The organism is Sphingobacterium olei (assembly GCF_005048855.1).
GTDB lineage: Bacteria > Bacteroidota > Bacteroidia > Sphingobacteriales > Sphingobacteriaceae > Sphingobacterium > Sphingobacterium olei.
Genome location: NZ_SUME01000001.1, coordinates 235,225 through 249,374, shown reverse-complemented (window position 1 = coordinate 249,374; position 14,150 = coordinate 235,225). Strand labels below are relative to the sequence as shown.

General features: G+C 37.6%; 13 protein-coding genes and 2 pseudogenes. 10 read left to right on the top strand and 5 right to left on the bottom strand.

What is annotated here, in order from left to right; all coding sequences use genetic code 11:
- The first annotated feature begins 294 nt into the window (after positions 1 to 294).
- From FAZ15_RS01100 to FAZ15_RS01070, 6 genes are all read left to right on the top strand, one after another.
- Entirely contained in the window at positions 295 to 804 is a 510-nt protein-coding gene (locus FAZ15_RS01100) for a hypothetical protein (RefSeq protein ID WP_136899285.1), read from the top strand.
- 40 nt (positions 805 to 844) lie between these two features.
- Complete coding sequence (locus FAZ15_RS01095) at positions 845 to 1,138, top strand: NAD(+)--rifampin ADP-ribosyltransferase (RefSeq protein WP_238387106.1); 294 nt, start codon at positions 845 to 847, stop codon at positions 1,136 to 1,138.
- Between the two features lie 271 nt (positions 1,139 to 1,409).
- Positions 1,410 to 1,826 (top strand): hypothetical protein, encoded by a 417-nt coding sequence (locus FAZ15_RS01090; RefSeq protein ID WP_202912285.1) that lies wholly within the window; start codon positions 1,410 to 1,412, stop codon positions 1,824 to 1,826.
- Positions 1,817 to 2,566: a class I SAM-dependent methyltransferase gene (locus FAZ15_RS01085; RefSeq protein WP_136899283.1), complete on the top strand. Its 750-nt coding sequence runs from the start codon at positions 1,817 to 1,819 to the stop codon at positions 2,564 to 2,566. Before FAZ15_RS01090 ends, FAZ15_RS01085 begins: the two co-directional genes overlap by 10 nt.
- Before the next feature lie 2 nt (positions 2,567 to 2,568).
- The gene (locus FAZ15_RS01080) at positions 2,569 to 2,964 is read left to right on the top strand and encodes a hypothetical protein (protein WP_136899281.1); all 396 of its coding nucleotides are present in this window, start codon (positions 2,569 to 2,571) and stop codon (positions 2,962 to 2,964) included.
- A 518-nt stretch (positions 2,965 to 3,482) separates the two neighbouring features.
- Positions 3,483 to 6,326 carry an MGH1-like glycoside hydrolase domain-containing protein gene (locus FAZ15_RS01070; protein WP_136899279.1) on the top strand — a complete coding sequence of 948 codons (2,844 nt, stop codon included), beginning with the start codon at positions 3,483 to 3,485 and terminating at the stop codon, positions 6,324 to 6,326.
- A 172-nt stretch (positions 6,327 to 6,498) separates the two neighbouring features.
- Here the strand turns inward: FAZ15_RS01070 and FAZ15_RS01065 are convergent, their stop codons facing one another.
- On the bottom strand, positions 6,499 to 7,032 hold the full coding sequence (locus tag FAZ15_RS01065) for a thermonuclease family protein (RefSeq protein ID WP_202912284.1): 534 nt from the start codon (positions 7,030 to 7,032) through the stop codon (positions 6,499 to 6,501).
- Between the two features lie 333 nt (positions 7,033 to 7,365).
- Between FAZ15_RS01065 and FAZ15_RS01060 the strand changes: the two genes are divergently transcribed.
- The gene (locus FAZ15_RS01060) at positions 7,366 to 7,794 is read left to right on the top strand and encodes a nuclear transport factor 2 family protein (RefSeq protein ID WP_136899277.1); all 429 of its coding nucleotides are present in this window, start codon (positions 7,366 to 7,368) and stop codon (positions 7,792 to 7,794) included.
- A gap of 101 nt (positions 7,795 to 7,895) precedes the next feature.
- Here FAZ15_RS01060 and FAZ15_RS01055 read toward each other — a convergent pair.
- From FAZ15_RS01055 to FAZ15_RS01045, 3 genes and pseudogenes are all read right to left on the bottom strand, one after another.
- Positions 7,896 to 8,483, bottom strand: a pseudogene (locus tag FAZ15_RS01055) (nucleotidyl transferase AbiEii/AbiGii toxin family protein).
- Between the two features lie 59 nt (positions 8,484 to 8,542).
- Complete coding sequence (locus tag FAZ15_RS01050; protein ID WP_136899275.1) at positions 8,543 to 9,040, bottom strand: helix-turn-helix transcriptional regulator; 498 nt, start codon at positions 9,038 to 9,040, stop codon at positions 8,543 to 8,545.
- Between the two features lie 165 nt (positions 9,041 to 9,205).
- Positions 9,206 to 11,416: a TlpA family protein disulfide reductase gene (locus FAZ15_RS01045; protein ID WP_136899273.1), complete on the bottom strand. Its 2,211-nt coding sequence runs from the start codon at positions 11,414 to 11,416 to the stop codon at positions 9,206 to 9,208.
- A 240-nt stretch (positions 11,417 to 11,656) separates the two neighbouring features.
- Here FAZ15_RS01045 and FAZ15_RS01040 point away from each other — a divergent pair, with 240 nt between their 5' ends.
- The gene (locus tag FAZ15_RS01040) at positions 11,657 to 12,169 is read left to right on the top strand and encodes a hypothetical protein (protein ID WP_136899271.1); all 513 of its coding nucleotides are present in this window, start codon (positions 11,657 to 11,659) and stop codon (positions 12,167 to 12,169) included.
- Positions 12,170 to 12,221: 52 nt separating this feature from the next.
- On the opposite strand, the pseudogene FAZ15_RS22395 reads toward FAZ15_RS01040, so the two are convergent.
- Positions 12,222 to 12,398 (bottom strand): annotated as a pseudogene (locus FAZ15_RS22395) (VOC family protein); the annotation flags it as partial.
- Positions 12,399 to 12,755: 357 nt separating this feature from the next.
- Between FAZ15_RS22395 and FAZ15_RS01035 the strand changes: the two are divergent.
- Together FAZ15_RS01035 and FAZ15_RS01030 are read left to right on the top strand one after the other, a co-directional pair.
- Positions 12,756 to 13,169 (top strand): hypothetical protein, encoded by a 414-nt coding sequence (locus tag FAZ15_RS01035; RefSeq protein WP_136899269.1) that lies wholly within the window; start codon positions 12,756 to 12,758, stop codon positions 13,167 to 13,169.
- A 10-nt stretch (positions 13,170 to 13,179) separates the two neighbouring features.
- Positions 13,180 to 14,034, top strand: coding sequence for a hypothetical protein (locus FAZ15_RS01030; RefSeq protein WP_136899267.1), 855 nt, complete (start codon positions 13,180 to 13,182; stop codon positions 14,032 to 14,034).
- The last annotated feature ends 116 nt before the right edge of the window (positions 14,035 to 14,150 follow it).

Genomic DNA, 14,150 nt, shown 5'->3' with positions numbered 1-14,150 from the left:
ATAGTAACCAGAAACTATATAAGCTAATATTTTTAGTAAAAAATTGATCAAATACTTACTACCTTTGACCACATTTATAAACCTTATGCTATCCGGGTTATTGGGACAGTTTCCATCTTTAGTGAATATGCAGATACATAGTACTTACTAATATCTTCGTTGGCTGAGGGATTAATTGCACATAAAGCCAATTTTATCTAAGTTTGGTTTCGAACAAAAAGTTCGACCGCATTCACGCTACTTAGTAGAGTATTTTTTGTATATTGCGGTGTTGCCTAATTATTTGTTATAAACATGAGAGCTATAATTGTATTTTATATTTGCTTATTGGCCATTTTTACTGCCGGCTGTAAAAAAGGACGTCCCGTTGATGAAAATCAAGAATCCCAGTTTACCTTTAGCGTAAAGAAAAATGGTATAGATTGGAAGACCAAATCAGCAACGGCTTATTACAATAAGACTGATAATTCTTATTATGTGACGGGCTTCGGCGAGAATGGTGAACACCTGCAATTTATGTTTAAAAAAGAACCACTTGCGACCGGCAAATTAGAAGAATTTAATATGGCGGTCTCGGTAACCGCATGCCCTATTTGTTCCAGCCTCTCTGCCAGCTATACGCTCGATAAAAGTAAAACTAATAAATTCGAAATTATCGGATTTGACAATTTACAAAATCTAATTGCTGCAAGGTTCAATGTTCATTTAAAAAGAGAACGGATTTATGAAGATGAAGAATTTACTGAAGAACTCTCTTCTTATGAAGGTCTTTTTAGTATTCGGCACGAAGATTCAGGATTATAAATAATAAGCTACGAAAGCGAATTTTCAGGCTGGCGATTTATTGACTGCTGGCAGCAATTCTAATTATAAGTCTGAACTAAAAATGAATCATATTTATTTCACAGCTCTCGTTAATGGAGAAGGGCTTGCCGCTGTATTAGCGAAAGGCGATGGTAACGAACGGGTTTATATTATTGAACCGACAGGGGATTATGAAAATGACCCGAATCTTACCGATAAGAAATTCCCTGGCAATCCGAGCCGTTCATATCGCTCCGAAGCTCCATTGAAAATCGTTGGAGAGGTAACAGAATGGGTTAAGCAAACACCCGGAAGAAATTCAAAAATTTCGTGAAAAATTAGTGACCAATAAAGGGGGAATAATTAATTGATCTAGATATGCCTAGGTTAACAGCAAACCGAAGTCGCTCAAATTAATAAAACCTGTATTGGAAATAAAAGACTCAATCACGTCGGAATTCATAAATACCCCAAAAGGTTTTCCAAAATTTATGGGCAATGACTTTTTCCTTATTGGTTATCGTGTTTTTGTTCGCTATACGAATAATGCGGGCAAAAGTTTACGTGGCTTGTATATCCTGAAATCAGAAACCGACAAACCGAAAATGAAATTTTTTGGTAATATATTTACCCATTATAACTACACCACGACAGACGTAAAGCAAATCAACCAACTGAGGGGAAAAGAAATATTCTCGATTAAATCAAAATTCCAAATCAGGATAGGTGATACGGAAGAGCAAATTTCTTTGCCTGAGCATTCGCCATTTGCAGACTGGAAAGAGGCCAGAAGATTTGCGGGACCGTTGCCTTTTACATTTACTTATAACAAAGAAACCAAAGAAGTTTTAATAATTGAAGGAGTAAGACAAAACTGGCTGCCCAATCCAGTAAAAGTAATCGACTATAATTTTGATTTTTTAAATACTTTGAAACTTGAACATCCAATATTAGCTAATGCTTTTATCATTAAAAACATCCCATATCATTGGAAAAAAGGTAAAAAAGAAGTATGGAAATAAAGAGACGAAATTTTCAAGGTGTATTGAATATATTAAGTTTTAACCGGCACTTTTATGTATTTGGGTTGATTGCATTGGCACTAATTGTTGGGAGTAAATTCATTTTCGATTGGTATGACTGTTTCTACTGGTTTGTGATCGTGGCATTCATTTATGGTTTGACGATGCCATTGATTGTTTCTGCCTATGTTTATGATTTTTCAGGTTTTTACAATTTCGAATGGTTAGCGAAAATGAAGATAAAAGATGCCCAAGATCAATTCAATCTGAACATTAATGCTGGCTTTGACGAGACTAGCTTTATTATAAAAAAGATATTACCGCAATCTACTTTGCAGGTGTACGACTTTTACGATTCCGAACAGCATACTGAGCCTGCAATAATTCGAGCAAGAAAAGTAAGTATGGTTTACCCAAATACTCTACAGATCAATTCTAATGCAATTCCATTACATGACCATGCTGTCGATAACATCTTTTTACTCTCAGCGATTCACGAGATACGGAGATACGATGAGAAAGTGAAGTTTCTAAAAGAATGTCGCAGAGTATGTAAGCCAAATGGAAATGTGATTATGGTGGAACATTTGAGAGATTTTCCAAATTTTGTAGCATTTACAATTGGCTTTACGCATTTTTTCTCAAAAAAGACTTGGAAAATGGCATTTCAAGAAGCGGGGTTTACATCATTTGAAGAAAAAAAGTTTACACCGTTTATGTCCATATTTAGTTGTAAGTGAGGATGGAAATACATCTTAAAATAGTTGGTGTATTACTCATTGTATTGGCATCGATACACCTTGTATTTCCAAGGTATTTTAACTGGGCGGAAGAACTTAAATCTTCTAGTTTAATCAATCGGCAAATGATGACGGTACATACGTTCTTCATCGCTTTGACGGTATTGCTCATGGGGTTGCTTTGCTTGACATCTTTTACCGAAATAACTGAGACCAACCTAGGTAAAAAAATAGCGCTTGGACTTGGTTTATTTTGGACCGTTAGACTAATCATTCAGTTTTTTGGTTACTCAACTGCCTTATGGAAAGGAAAAAAATTTGAAACGTCTATGCATATCGTATTTTCGGTACTTTGGACATATTTAAGTGTCGTATTTTGGATAACATATTTCAATTGACAGAGACAGTCTAAATCTGGGAATTGTTTGCATACACCTAACTATCAACGCATTAGCACCCACTTAACACGTAATGCAATACAATGGCATCATAAGCCTCGTGGTCTCATTGAGATATCTCACACTTTTCGCCAGTAGAACTTTTTGGAAGAGCGGATATCGCGGATACGCGCCAATAACTCATCGAAGTAATATTTGAATTGCCCCGCTTACCCTGTAGGAGTGTAGGCTTTTTTTGATCATTTACTTATGTTTAAATCTTCAAAATCGGCTTTGATAACTTCCCAATATTTACCCTTTAAAACAGATCGGATCAAAATCGCTATCAGCTTCATCGAAATTAGTAAGACGCTGTTTATCAATCAACTGTTCAAAATACAACGTTTTATTGCTGCTAATAATTTGAGCGGATTTGATCATTTATTGAGACAAAAAGGCGGCTTTTTGAACTATTTTTTATAGAAATTAGCTCTGTCCATAAATTGGGATTTTAACAGGCCTTACAAAGACATAACGGAATGATTATTAACCACACAAAGAAACCAAAATATATACTGCTTGCTACACTGCTTATAGCCATAGTAACAAATCTCATCGCACAGCCGTCTCCGTCTATTTACAATAAGTGGGAATTAGGCTTTACGAGTTCTTTGAAAAATACGCATGATATGGCTTTGCCCGCATGGGGTCCATACTCCAATAAGTTCAACGGTATATCGCATATTCCAACACTGAACGATGGTATACGGTTTGATGTTATTGTGCAGCCTTCAATTTATTTTAGAAACATAACGCCACTAGCCAGTACACAACGGGAGTCTGGATACCATCCATGGCAGGCATCGGCTGATTTGTCTTATTTTTCGTACCGATTCCAGTTAGAATGGAAAAATCGCCTGTATTGCGATGTGTCCTATAGTAAGGTAGATGAAAAAAGTCGCCTGATCAGAGCAGCTTATGTAAATAATACCACAGAAACCAAAAGCATGGCGCTCAATATATTTAGCTCAATTATGTATCCTTACAATAAAAGAGTTACAATAGTCAAACCAAGCGGAACGCATTTTGAGAAAGCTTCAAATTACAGCAGTTTTACGGATTCGGTTGTCGCCTTTAATTATAACCTGGTGTACGATGGGCAGCTCAGGGGGCAGATAAAAGATGAGAATGCGGTAAGCAAAACAGCTATCGTGATAGGAAAAAACCATGGCGAGCGATTGTCGTTTCAGTTTGCGAATACCAGGAAGCTAGATGAAGGAGTTATCTTACTACGATACCGTTCTGTTGATAAGTCGGACGCTAAAATAAGCGTAAAAGTTAATAATCAGTTAACGGAAAGTATAGAACTTAAATATGCAAAGGAATATACTTTGGCAAAGGTATCTGTAAAAAATATATCTGACGATGGGATAAACCTTGCCTTAAAAACATTGAATGCTGCAAAAGTCGCATTAGACGGATTTATGCTACTAAAGGAAAGCGAAGTTAATGAAATAGAGTTTCATGATGATTCGTTAAACCGCATACCGAAGGAAATAAGCAGTGGAATAGCGAATACCGCTGTGTTTAAGTATGATGATATTGAAGAATATTATGGTCTTGTTTGGAGCGATAGCCTTGCAGATAGGAGAACATTATTTGACGACAACCCGGACACAGCTTTGCTTTATTTCGACCACTTGGTAAAAAAGGAGCATCCCGCTGGTCAAAAATCGAGAATAGGTGGCGGAAATAACCACGGGTACTTTGAAAACATCTTTACAGCGCCAATTGTCGTAGCACCGGGACAGCAGGTAACTAGATATGCGTATGTTGTCTATGGCAGCAGCGATAAAGAGGTGATCGATAAAATAAAAAAACTTGGAGCCAATTGGCAGGATGCTGAAAACACTTACCGACAGCAACAATCGGCCGTTAAGGAGTGGTCGGTAAATAAAGCCGGGATACCCTATATTTTCGGTCAGCAGCTTATGGCGGCTACCACGCTTACCAATGTAAACTACCCGACATTTGCCGGTAACAAGTTTATGAAACATACTACTCCTGGAAAACGGTGGAGCGCTTTCTATACCTGGGATGCCGGTTTTATTGGACTCGGCTATACTACATTAAACTTGGGACGTGCCGTCGAAAGCCTAAATGCCTATACGATGGATAGCGCTGAACAGTCTGCTTTTTTGGAACATGGTACGCCATTGCCCATACAAGCTTATCTCTTTAATGAATTATGGAACATTACACAAAATACTGAATACTTAACATATTTCTATCCTCGCCTAAAACGATATTATGATTATTTAAACGGAGCGGAAAGCTCATCTACTCGTAAGCTTAAGTCGAACCTGATACAGACATGGGATATTTTTTATAATTCGGGTGGATGGGATGATTATAGTCCACAGGTTTATATGCATAGAAATAAGTTGACAAAAACCATAGCTCCTACTGTGAATACCTCCCATCAGATAAGATTTGCTAAATTGTTAAAGATGGCTGCGACACAGCTTGGATACCATCAGGACATTAAAAAGTATGACAAAGACATCATTATGTATGGAGATGCATTGCAACGATGGGCGTGGGACGAAGCTTCTGGATATTTTGGATATGTAAAACATGATAATTATGGAAATCCGACTGGTATACTTAAGCATGCGTCAGATCTTAATTTCAACATGGGTATTGATGGTGTTAGTCCACTTATTGCTGGAATATGCACGCCTGCACAAACAAAAAGGATTCTCGAAAATATTTTTACAAAAGGAAGATTATGGACAGATCACGGGATCACCGCTATTGACCAGTCAGCACCTTATTATAACAAAGATGGGTACTGGAACGGACGAGTATGGATGCCCCACCAGTGGTTTATATGGAAGATTATGCTCGACGCGAACGAACCTGAACGAGCAGTACAGATTGCGCAAACGGCATTGGACGTATGGAAACGTGAGACGGCGAATAGTTACAACTGTTGGGAAAATTTTAGCGTAGAAACGGGCAATGGTGGAGGGTGGCACCAGTTTGGTGCATTGTCTTCTCCAGTATTAAACTGGTTCACCGCACTGTACAAACCAGGGACTATTACGCATGGGTTTGATATATGGCCTATTTCACAAAAATTTAAGCCTGAAAACGACGGATTGAATGGAGAATTCAAACTGTTTGCCGAACAAGGAAATCTTACGACATCTATGCTATTGTGTTTGGATGATGAACACGAATACGAAGCAACTTGTAATGGCAAACGGATTGATTTAACTAAAATACTCGATGGCTTATATGCACTGAAAATATCGCTTGATAAAAAAGATAAAGGAGTTTTTAAACTGGAAGTACAAAAACAATCTCTAAATAAGTAAAAGTGACACTCTGCCGTCCTCATCCGTTAGCTTAATGGTTTTGGCAAAATATCAGGCTTTTGATGCCGGTGGAATGCTACTATCATCGCCTTTGCCACAACTACAACAAAGCGCCGTGATAAGTAACAGTGATAAAATTCTTTATTGTTTCCCTCTTAGATTTTCTATGAATTTATTTCCAGATACCCCTTTTATTCTTTCTAGCTGCCATTTGGCTCTCGTAAAATATTTTTTCGAACCTGATATTAGGAGATACGGTCATTAATACAGCATAGCCGTTGCGTATTAATTGCTCATTGATCATAGAGCCATCACTTAAATAGGCATAGGCCAAAGTACGACCGTACTGATCAAGTGAATCTACATCAAAGGTTAGCTTGATGTATGGATTTTGTTTCAGTATGTTGTCCAGATAGTTTTTGGACGCTAACCCAAAAGCATGTTTCTTTTTTTTGAATACATTTCTAGTTTCTGGCGCATCTATACCAATAAGCCTCACCTTAAGTTTTTGGCCGGCATGATTGAACACCCAAAAGGTATCGCCATCTACAATTTTATCGACCTGAAAAATATCGGGGCTTTTATACATAGACTGTTCGAAATCTCTACCTTCAAAAGCAGTTGATCCCGATACATGTTGTGAGTCGCAACGGATAAATAAGAAAGAAACTAAAATAAATCCTAGTTTAACAAAGTGAAATATCATTTGATCAATTAAGATAATGAAGAGATGGTTAATACATCATCTCTTGCGTGCAAAATAGCAATAATTGAAGCAATTATCCCTATGTACTGTATATATATAAAAATTTAGAGGATAACTTAACGTTTAGTAATGCAACCATAGCATGATCTTTTGCGTCTTTAAGACATGAAAGGCTTAACTAGGTGCTTCCGAATATTTTTCACCGATTCCTTTTCGGGATTTACCGAATAATTGGAGGTGCTGGTCTAATTGCCATTCCTTACTGGGGACTTCTACCCTACTTTTGATTCAACAATACGACATAACAACTTTTAAAACATAACAACTAAAGACATGAAAACAACCATCATCACCACCATCGCAACAGCTCTGATCTTGTTTGCTTCTTCTATGGCATTTGCTGCTGAGAAAGCAAACCCATTAAAAAACATGAACACAGTGGGCATTATTGCGGCCTATCTAGACGCCACAGCACTGGGAAATGTTGAGTTTAACGAGCAACTATTTGCTACCGATTTCGAATACTACAACACAGCAAGCGATAATAAACACGGCAAAAAGGCATACACGAAATTCTTAAAACAAAACAAAGGACTACAGTACAACTGCAAAACGACTTACGAAATACTGGATGAATGCGGCAAGTCTTGTGTAGCGAAAGCTACAATGGAGTTCGAGAATTTCACCCGTGTAGACCACATTACACTGAACAACACCAAAAATGGCTGGCAGGTAAGCAAAGTGGTAACGACATACCCCTAAACTGGGTATTTTTGTTTCAACCTAGGCCTGCAGGAGTGCAGGCCTTTTTTGTTTTCTGAAAGAGAATTCCATCACAGGTATCTGCTGTTTGCTTTCTTTGATCATTTACTTATGTTTAAATCTTCAAAATCAGCTTTGATAAATCCCCAATACTTACCTTTAAAACAGATCGGATCAAAATCGCTATCAGCTTCTTCGAAATTAGTAAGATTTGTTAAAATCAAATTTCTGTCATGCAGGTATGGATAACGCTGTTTATGAAGGAACAGCATTTGGTCGACAGAATAGTGATTTAATAGTTCGTGAAGATCCCAAAAATCTTTTTTCCGACCTGTTCGCTGAATAACATCAATTTTCATGGCGATAATTTCTTCGACACTCGCTAGTCGTATTTGTTCCTCAACAACAACCTCTTATATAAAGGGGTCTGTATAAAATACATCTAGCTTAATAGCGTGGTCGATATCGTTACCGAGAGTGAATGATTTTCCCATAGCTGGAGCTATAATTGCTAAATAGTCAACATAGTGAAACGTTGATTGCAAATATTGCTCAATAGCATCAAAGTCTATACTTCCATACGACACATCAGAAAACAAATCAATATCAACGGATTCACGATGTCCCAAATGCAAACTCAAAGCTGTACCGCCGACTAATCTAAACGAGTTAAACACCTCTGCATGCATCAGCGTCGTGAGCGTATTTTTTAATAGGTCATTTACGGTATTATATCGTAACATAAAATTTATTTCAACCGTTTATGCAAGATCATTGGCTCTATCTTATAATCAGCTAAAACCCGCTTTATTTTTTCCGGGCCATAAAATCGTGTAATTTCATCTTTTTCAGATTGGTTTCCTCGTTCAAAAACACGTTTTATAACCGCTTTATATTGATTTTCCCAATCAATATTTTCGATATCAGTATCCCAAAAAAGAGCTTTCCTCAGCGAGCTAAGATTAGGAATTTGGTTTTCAAAAGTATTACCTTTTACTTTTTCAATATCATGATAGGTCTGCAACAAAGCAAATGTTCCTTCTTCAACCCCCAAGGCTTTATCTACTTTTAAATATAAAGGCACAGGAATACCTCGTTTGCCTTTGATGATTGCATTAAAAACCTGTCTATGCGTATCTTCTATTGACAAGGTAAATGGACTTGGTTTAATCGCCTGCCTTTTAAGCTCCCGTTCCAGAATCAGACCTGGATGGATCCCTTTGAAGCGTTCAAAACTTCTTTCCATAACACAAATGCAATCAATTTTGATTACAAACAAAATAGCTATCCCTAAAAATGCATTATAACATAACGCGTATCCTTGTGGTTAAAGTTTAATTCACCTGTTCAAAAACTTGATGGGTTTAGTGGACATATTTTCTCAACTGGAAAATGGGCAACATTCATATCTCTACAGATTTGCTAACTGCGAAATCAAAGTCTGCCAATCGAAACCAAATTCCGTAGAAATTAATTTACCCTCGGGCGTAATGATATATTTACTTGGATAACCTCTTACTTTGTAGGCTCCCTGAATTTTGTTATCCGACATCAATACGGGTATTTCATAGTTGTTGTCAGACAAAAAATGTTGAACCTTCTCTTTGGTATCATGGCAAGCGATGGTCATGAAATCTATTTTATTCTTTTGATCCTTCTTTAATCCGAGATAATATTTATTTAGTTTAGGCATCTCTTCCACACAGGGGCCGCACCAGGTTCCCCAAAAATCGACTACCGTCCATTTACCGCGAAACTGCTCGGAGGTAAAATCTTTATCCTGTAAGTCCTTTAACGAAAACAAAGGTGCATCTGGAAGTTGAGAAATAACTTCATTCTTAAAAAATGTACTGAAGTTCGCTTCGTCATAATTTTCGCGGTAGAAAGCCGATAAACTCTGAAAACTACTGCCTGGATTATTCAAGAACTCTTGGACATAGCTTTGAAGAGCAACATCCTTCTTGCCGCGCTTGCTCAACGCAGCAAAATAATCGTCGCTATAGTTTTCTTTTGATTTTAGAAATACCCTATCATAAAAACTTCCGTATGCTTTTTCTGCTCCATTTTTTGGGGAATAATAGGCCGCTTTTTCCAGAAAGGAAAGCGCTTGTTCTTCGTGATCTATTGCACGTTCATAGGCCAAATAATACGCATATGCTAAATGTGCTTTCTGTATAAACCTAAGCTCATTTGTCTCATCTTCATATAATGGCACAATTTTATCAATAATATGCTGCAACGTCTGCAACCCATGTTCTCCTTTTTTAAAGAGAAGCTGTTGGAGGAGCAGCGCATATCGACCAGCGTTACCTTGATTCCAATATGCCTCGTCCGTATTGAAGATTTCTTGCTGGAGAAGCTTTAGGCTCTCTATGTCTTCCGTTTGCAGCGCACGTGCCCAAAGGTACATCGGCTGTGCAGCGGTTTTTTCTCTCTCGCTAAACTGACTGGCAATGATCTGCAGTCTTTGGGATGCAAGGGTATCCTTGGCTAAGATATGCTGGCTTAGCGAATACTGTAGGTAATCGTATAACTGCCGGTCGTCTAATAACGGAATTATTTCACGGAATTCGTCGACTGAAAGATCGTCCGTATTTACCTTATTACTTAGGTGATGAGTACCTGCTAGCATACCTGGAGGCACGCTGCTTAATGCTTTGTCGTACTGTTTATAATCATCTAACTTTTGCAGATGCCTTAATTTATTTGATATAAAACTACGGTCATTTGCATATTTGGGTTCGTATACCGTTATATATTGCTCCAATTTGAGACTATCAACTTTGTCTCCGAGGCTTAAAGCCGTGCTCCAGTAGCTGCCTTTTACGAGCATATCATAATAGTCATTCTCGATTGGATTACTTTGATATTTGTCTCCCCGTTGTATGGATATTTTACTACGACTTGTTATCTTCTGTCCATCGTCCATTACATAGGTATTCTTCAGATTCCTATCTCCGACCTGTACGAGGTAATTTTTCACGTCAAAACGGGTGTTTCCTTCCAATGTTGATAAGCTGTCTAATTTTGAATAGTTAACATGTATTCCTACCTTATCTCGTTGTAGGATATGATAGGTTACACCGTCTTTGGTTATTTCATTTTCTTTTAGTGCCTTTGAATCCATCAACGCGAGACCGTAAAAATATAGTGACTGTGCTAAATTTGACATTCCGGAAAATGTCGTAACCACCGCATTTTCGAATACATCTTCCCGTATCTCCCAATCGTGAAGCTGCTGTTTGATCTCATCTTTCCAGGCTGACGTATCTACATTTACTAAACCTTTACTAACCGTAAATTGCAGCGGTTTCTTTAAATAATAAAGATCGCTAAGCGCTGATGTCGAATTCAGGAAGTCTTTGCTCTTGTCTGGTGCTCCGGTGGAAAATGTTCGCCCCGTAACACTTTTGTCCTCAAAATCAAAACCATCTACTCGGAGTTCCATAAGTCGATTTTGCCCCGACAAACTTTTTATCTCCTGTAGCGTGATATAATAAGTCTTTTCTTCGATCGACGTGCCAGCACTATTATTAAATTTCACAATGTAGTTGTAGGTTGTTTTTTTCTGCGCTAGACAAACTTGCGTACATAGGAATGACAATATGAGCAGATACTTCATTGGCTTATTAGATTAGATTTACACTAAGATAGTAAATTTGTTTCAGTTTTTGCGTCTCTCTAACTTGAAAGGCTTAGTAAATGCTACCACATATCCCTTTTTTGTTTCTTAGGGATCTATACCTTTCAAAGGTTCTAAGGCTCATCTAATGTTAACTCGATGTAAGGCCTGCAGGCTTTTTTATTTATTTAACTTATAATGTGTTCAGGATTTATCACAATGCTCATCACTTTTGCGACAATGAGCTGGGTTATCAACGTCGCGAGAGCAAAAGGGTCTAGCACGTTAGTCCTGGAAAATGGAGATAGAGTTCTTAAAAATCATATTTTTTTCGCCATACTTGGCTACCTTATTGGCTTTATATTTTTATTTTTCGTAGGACTTGGTTTTTATGACAGTTGGGAATTAGCACCCGGTGAAACTTGGACTTTGTATATTTTTCCAGCAATTATGTTATTGGCCTTGCTGTATGGGTTTATTTACATCACTTTTTACTACTATAATCATCGGGTAATTTACAATTCTGAAACTGTGACGGCCTATGATGCTTGGGGAAGAGCAAAGAGCATCAGATGGACGGATTTGAAAGATGCTGAATTTAATGTCGTTATGCAGGAAATTCGACCGTATTCAAAACAAGGCTGTCGAATTGTAATGGGTCGTTATTTATATGGTCTTGACGACTTCACGCAGGGGTTTGCAACGCATCACCCCTATCTTGTGCAACGCATACTGGATAGACCTTTATTTTAATGTTCACTTATCTTCTATACTTTTTATTAAGCTCATTGCGTCACACACTCAACTAAGGTAATAATTCTGGATTATATACTACTTCCCAAAGATGTCCATCAATATCGATAAAGTATCCGGCAAAGCCGCCCCAAAATGTTTCCTGTGGTGGTTTAATAATAGTGGCGCCGATACTTTCTACCAGATCCATAACTTCAATTACTTCCTGTCTGGAAGACACGTTGTGTCCTAAAGAAGCCGATCCAGGATAAAATCGCTTCTTCTTCCCAAATCGAGGTCACTCACGACAAAGAGGAGTTTGCCAGCGCGCTTTTTAGCGAAATACCGGATAGCACGAAGCTAAATATGCTGCAACAGGACATCAGTAATCTACAGTATAAGGATAGCATACCGGTTTATTTTAAGTATCTGAGACGCTAAGACCCGGCAGCTGCTCGGCAAAATGTTTATTCTGTTAATTATTTCATTTTGTGTATCGATACATATCTGTAATTGATTGTTGGCTTACAAATTTCAACGTGACTTATGCAGTCTATCTGCACAGAAATTTTTATCTTTATAAAAAGAATAGTTTAGCAGAAGCCAAGTGGAAGCAATAATTGATAGTATGACGTACTTTATTTTCGCGCTAATAATTATTGGCCCTATTTTGTTATTGTACTTCCTTAAACAAAAAAGAGTTCAGCGCTTTCATTTTTTACTTTATATAACACCCTGCTTCCTTTTTTTATTTCCCATCATTTTACTCTCCGCCTGGCGGGCGGACTGGTCTAATGTAATGCTTTTGGAAAATTATGGATATCAATTTGATGGGGATGATATAGAAAAATATAAAAATGTATCAAACGAAAATCTACCTCTGGTAAAAAATTTAGAAATAAGCATAATGGGGATTGGGTACGATAAGGAAGAGAAATCGCTTACCTTATCCCCCATCGCCGGTAAGTTTAAAAATGAAAGTAAATATAAATGGCCTGACGTTATTCGACTCATGCAATGAATATAATTTAATGAAACATCTATTTTTCCTGCTATTTACTATTGCTGCGCTTACTTCCAATGCTCAGATATTGAAACAAGGTGACAATCTTAAGATTGAGTTCGAGAAAATAAGCACTCCTTATTATTTCAAAGCGCCTAGTTTTACGGGGTGGACAGAGGGAAAAGATATGCTTTTGATATGCAACAAGCCCAATCCTATGGATTGTGATTTTGTCTTCCTTGCACTACGGGATACTACCCTAGTCGGAATTTACACGATAAAAGCGCCCAATGCGTTTTTGCTTGATACAGAAGGCAACTCTATACTAAGCAGTGGTTCAGAATTCTTCTTGCTTCCCTTATGGACAGTAAAAAAGAATACTCAGGTTATTCCTGCCGACAAAGCAGTTTTCTCACTTCTCGACAAGATGTATGAAAAAAGTCTGCAAGCAGATAGTCCGCAACTTGACGAAGCAACGATAAAAGAGTATCAACAATACAAATTTGACACAACTTTACCAAATAGACACATTGCACTCCTCTTTGACAACTATCAGACTATAATAACAAGCACCTCCGCAAGAGGGGAAAGATCTCCTGCGGAGTTATGCATTCCAATTATAACATCTTTATCCGCAGAATGCCATTCACTTTACAAGAATATTCCAGCTATCGTTTGTATATATATGGGAGAGGCTTTGCTGAGCGCGGGAATAATAGACAAAGCAACGGAACATTTTAAGATATCGCTACAACTTTATCCGAACTCAATTCCATTATTGGTTTATAATTATAGACTTGAGCAAGACTTGAAAAAGAAGGACGAGCAGTTAGCCAAGCTGAAAAAGAAGCATACAAATCATTGGATGGTTAAAGATCTTTAAAATTCAGTAAATTATTCCATGTATTCAATATTTTACAAAGTGCATACGCCTAAAACGGGGTGATTATAGATCCCTCCTAGTGTCGAGATGACAAAGAGAATTATACTATTGTGAAC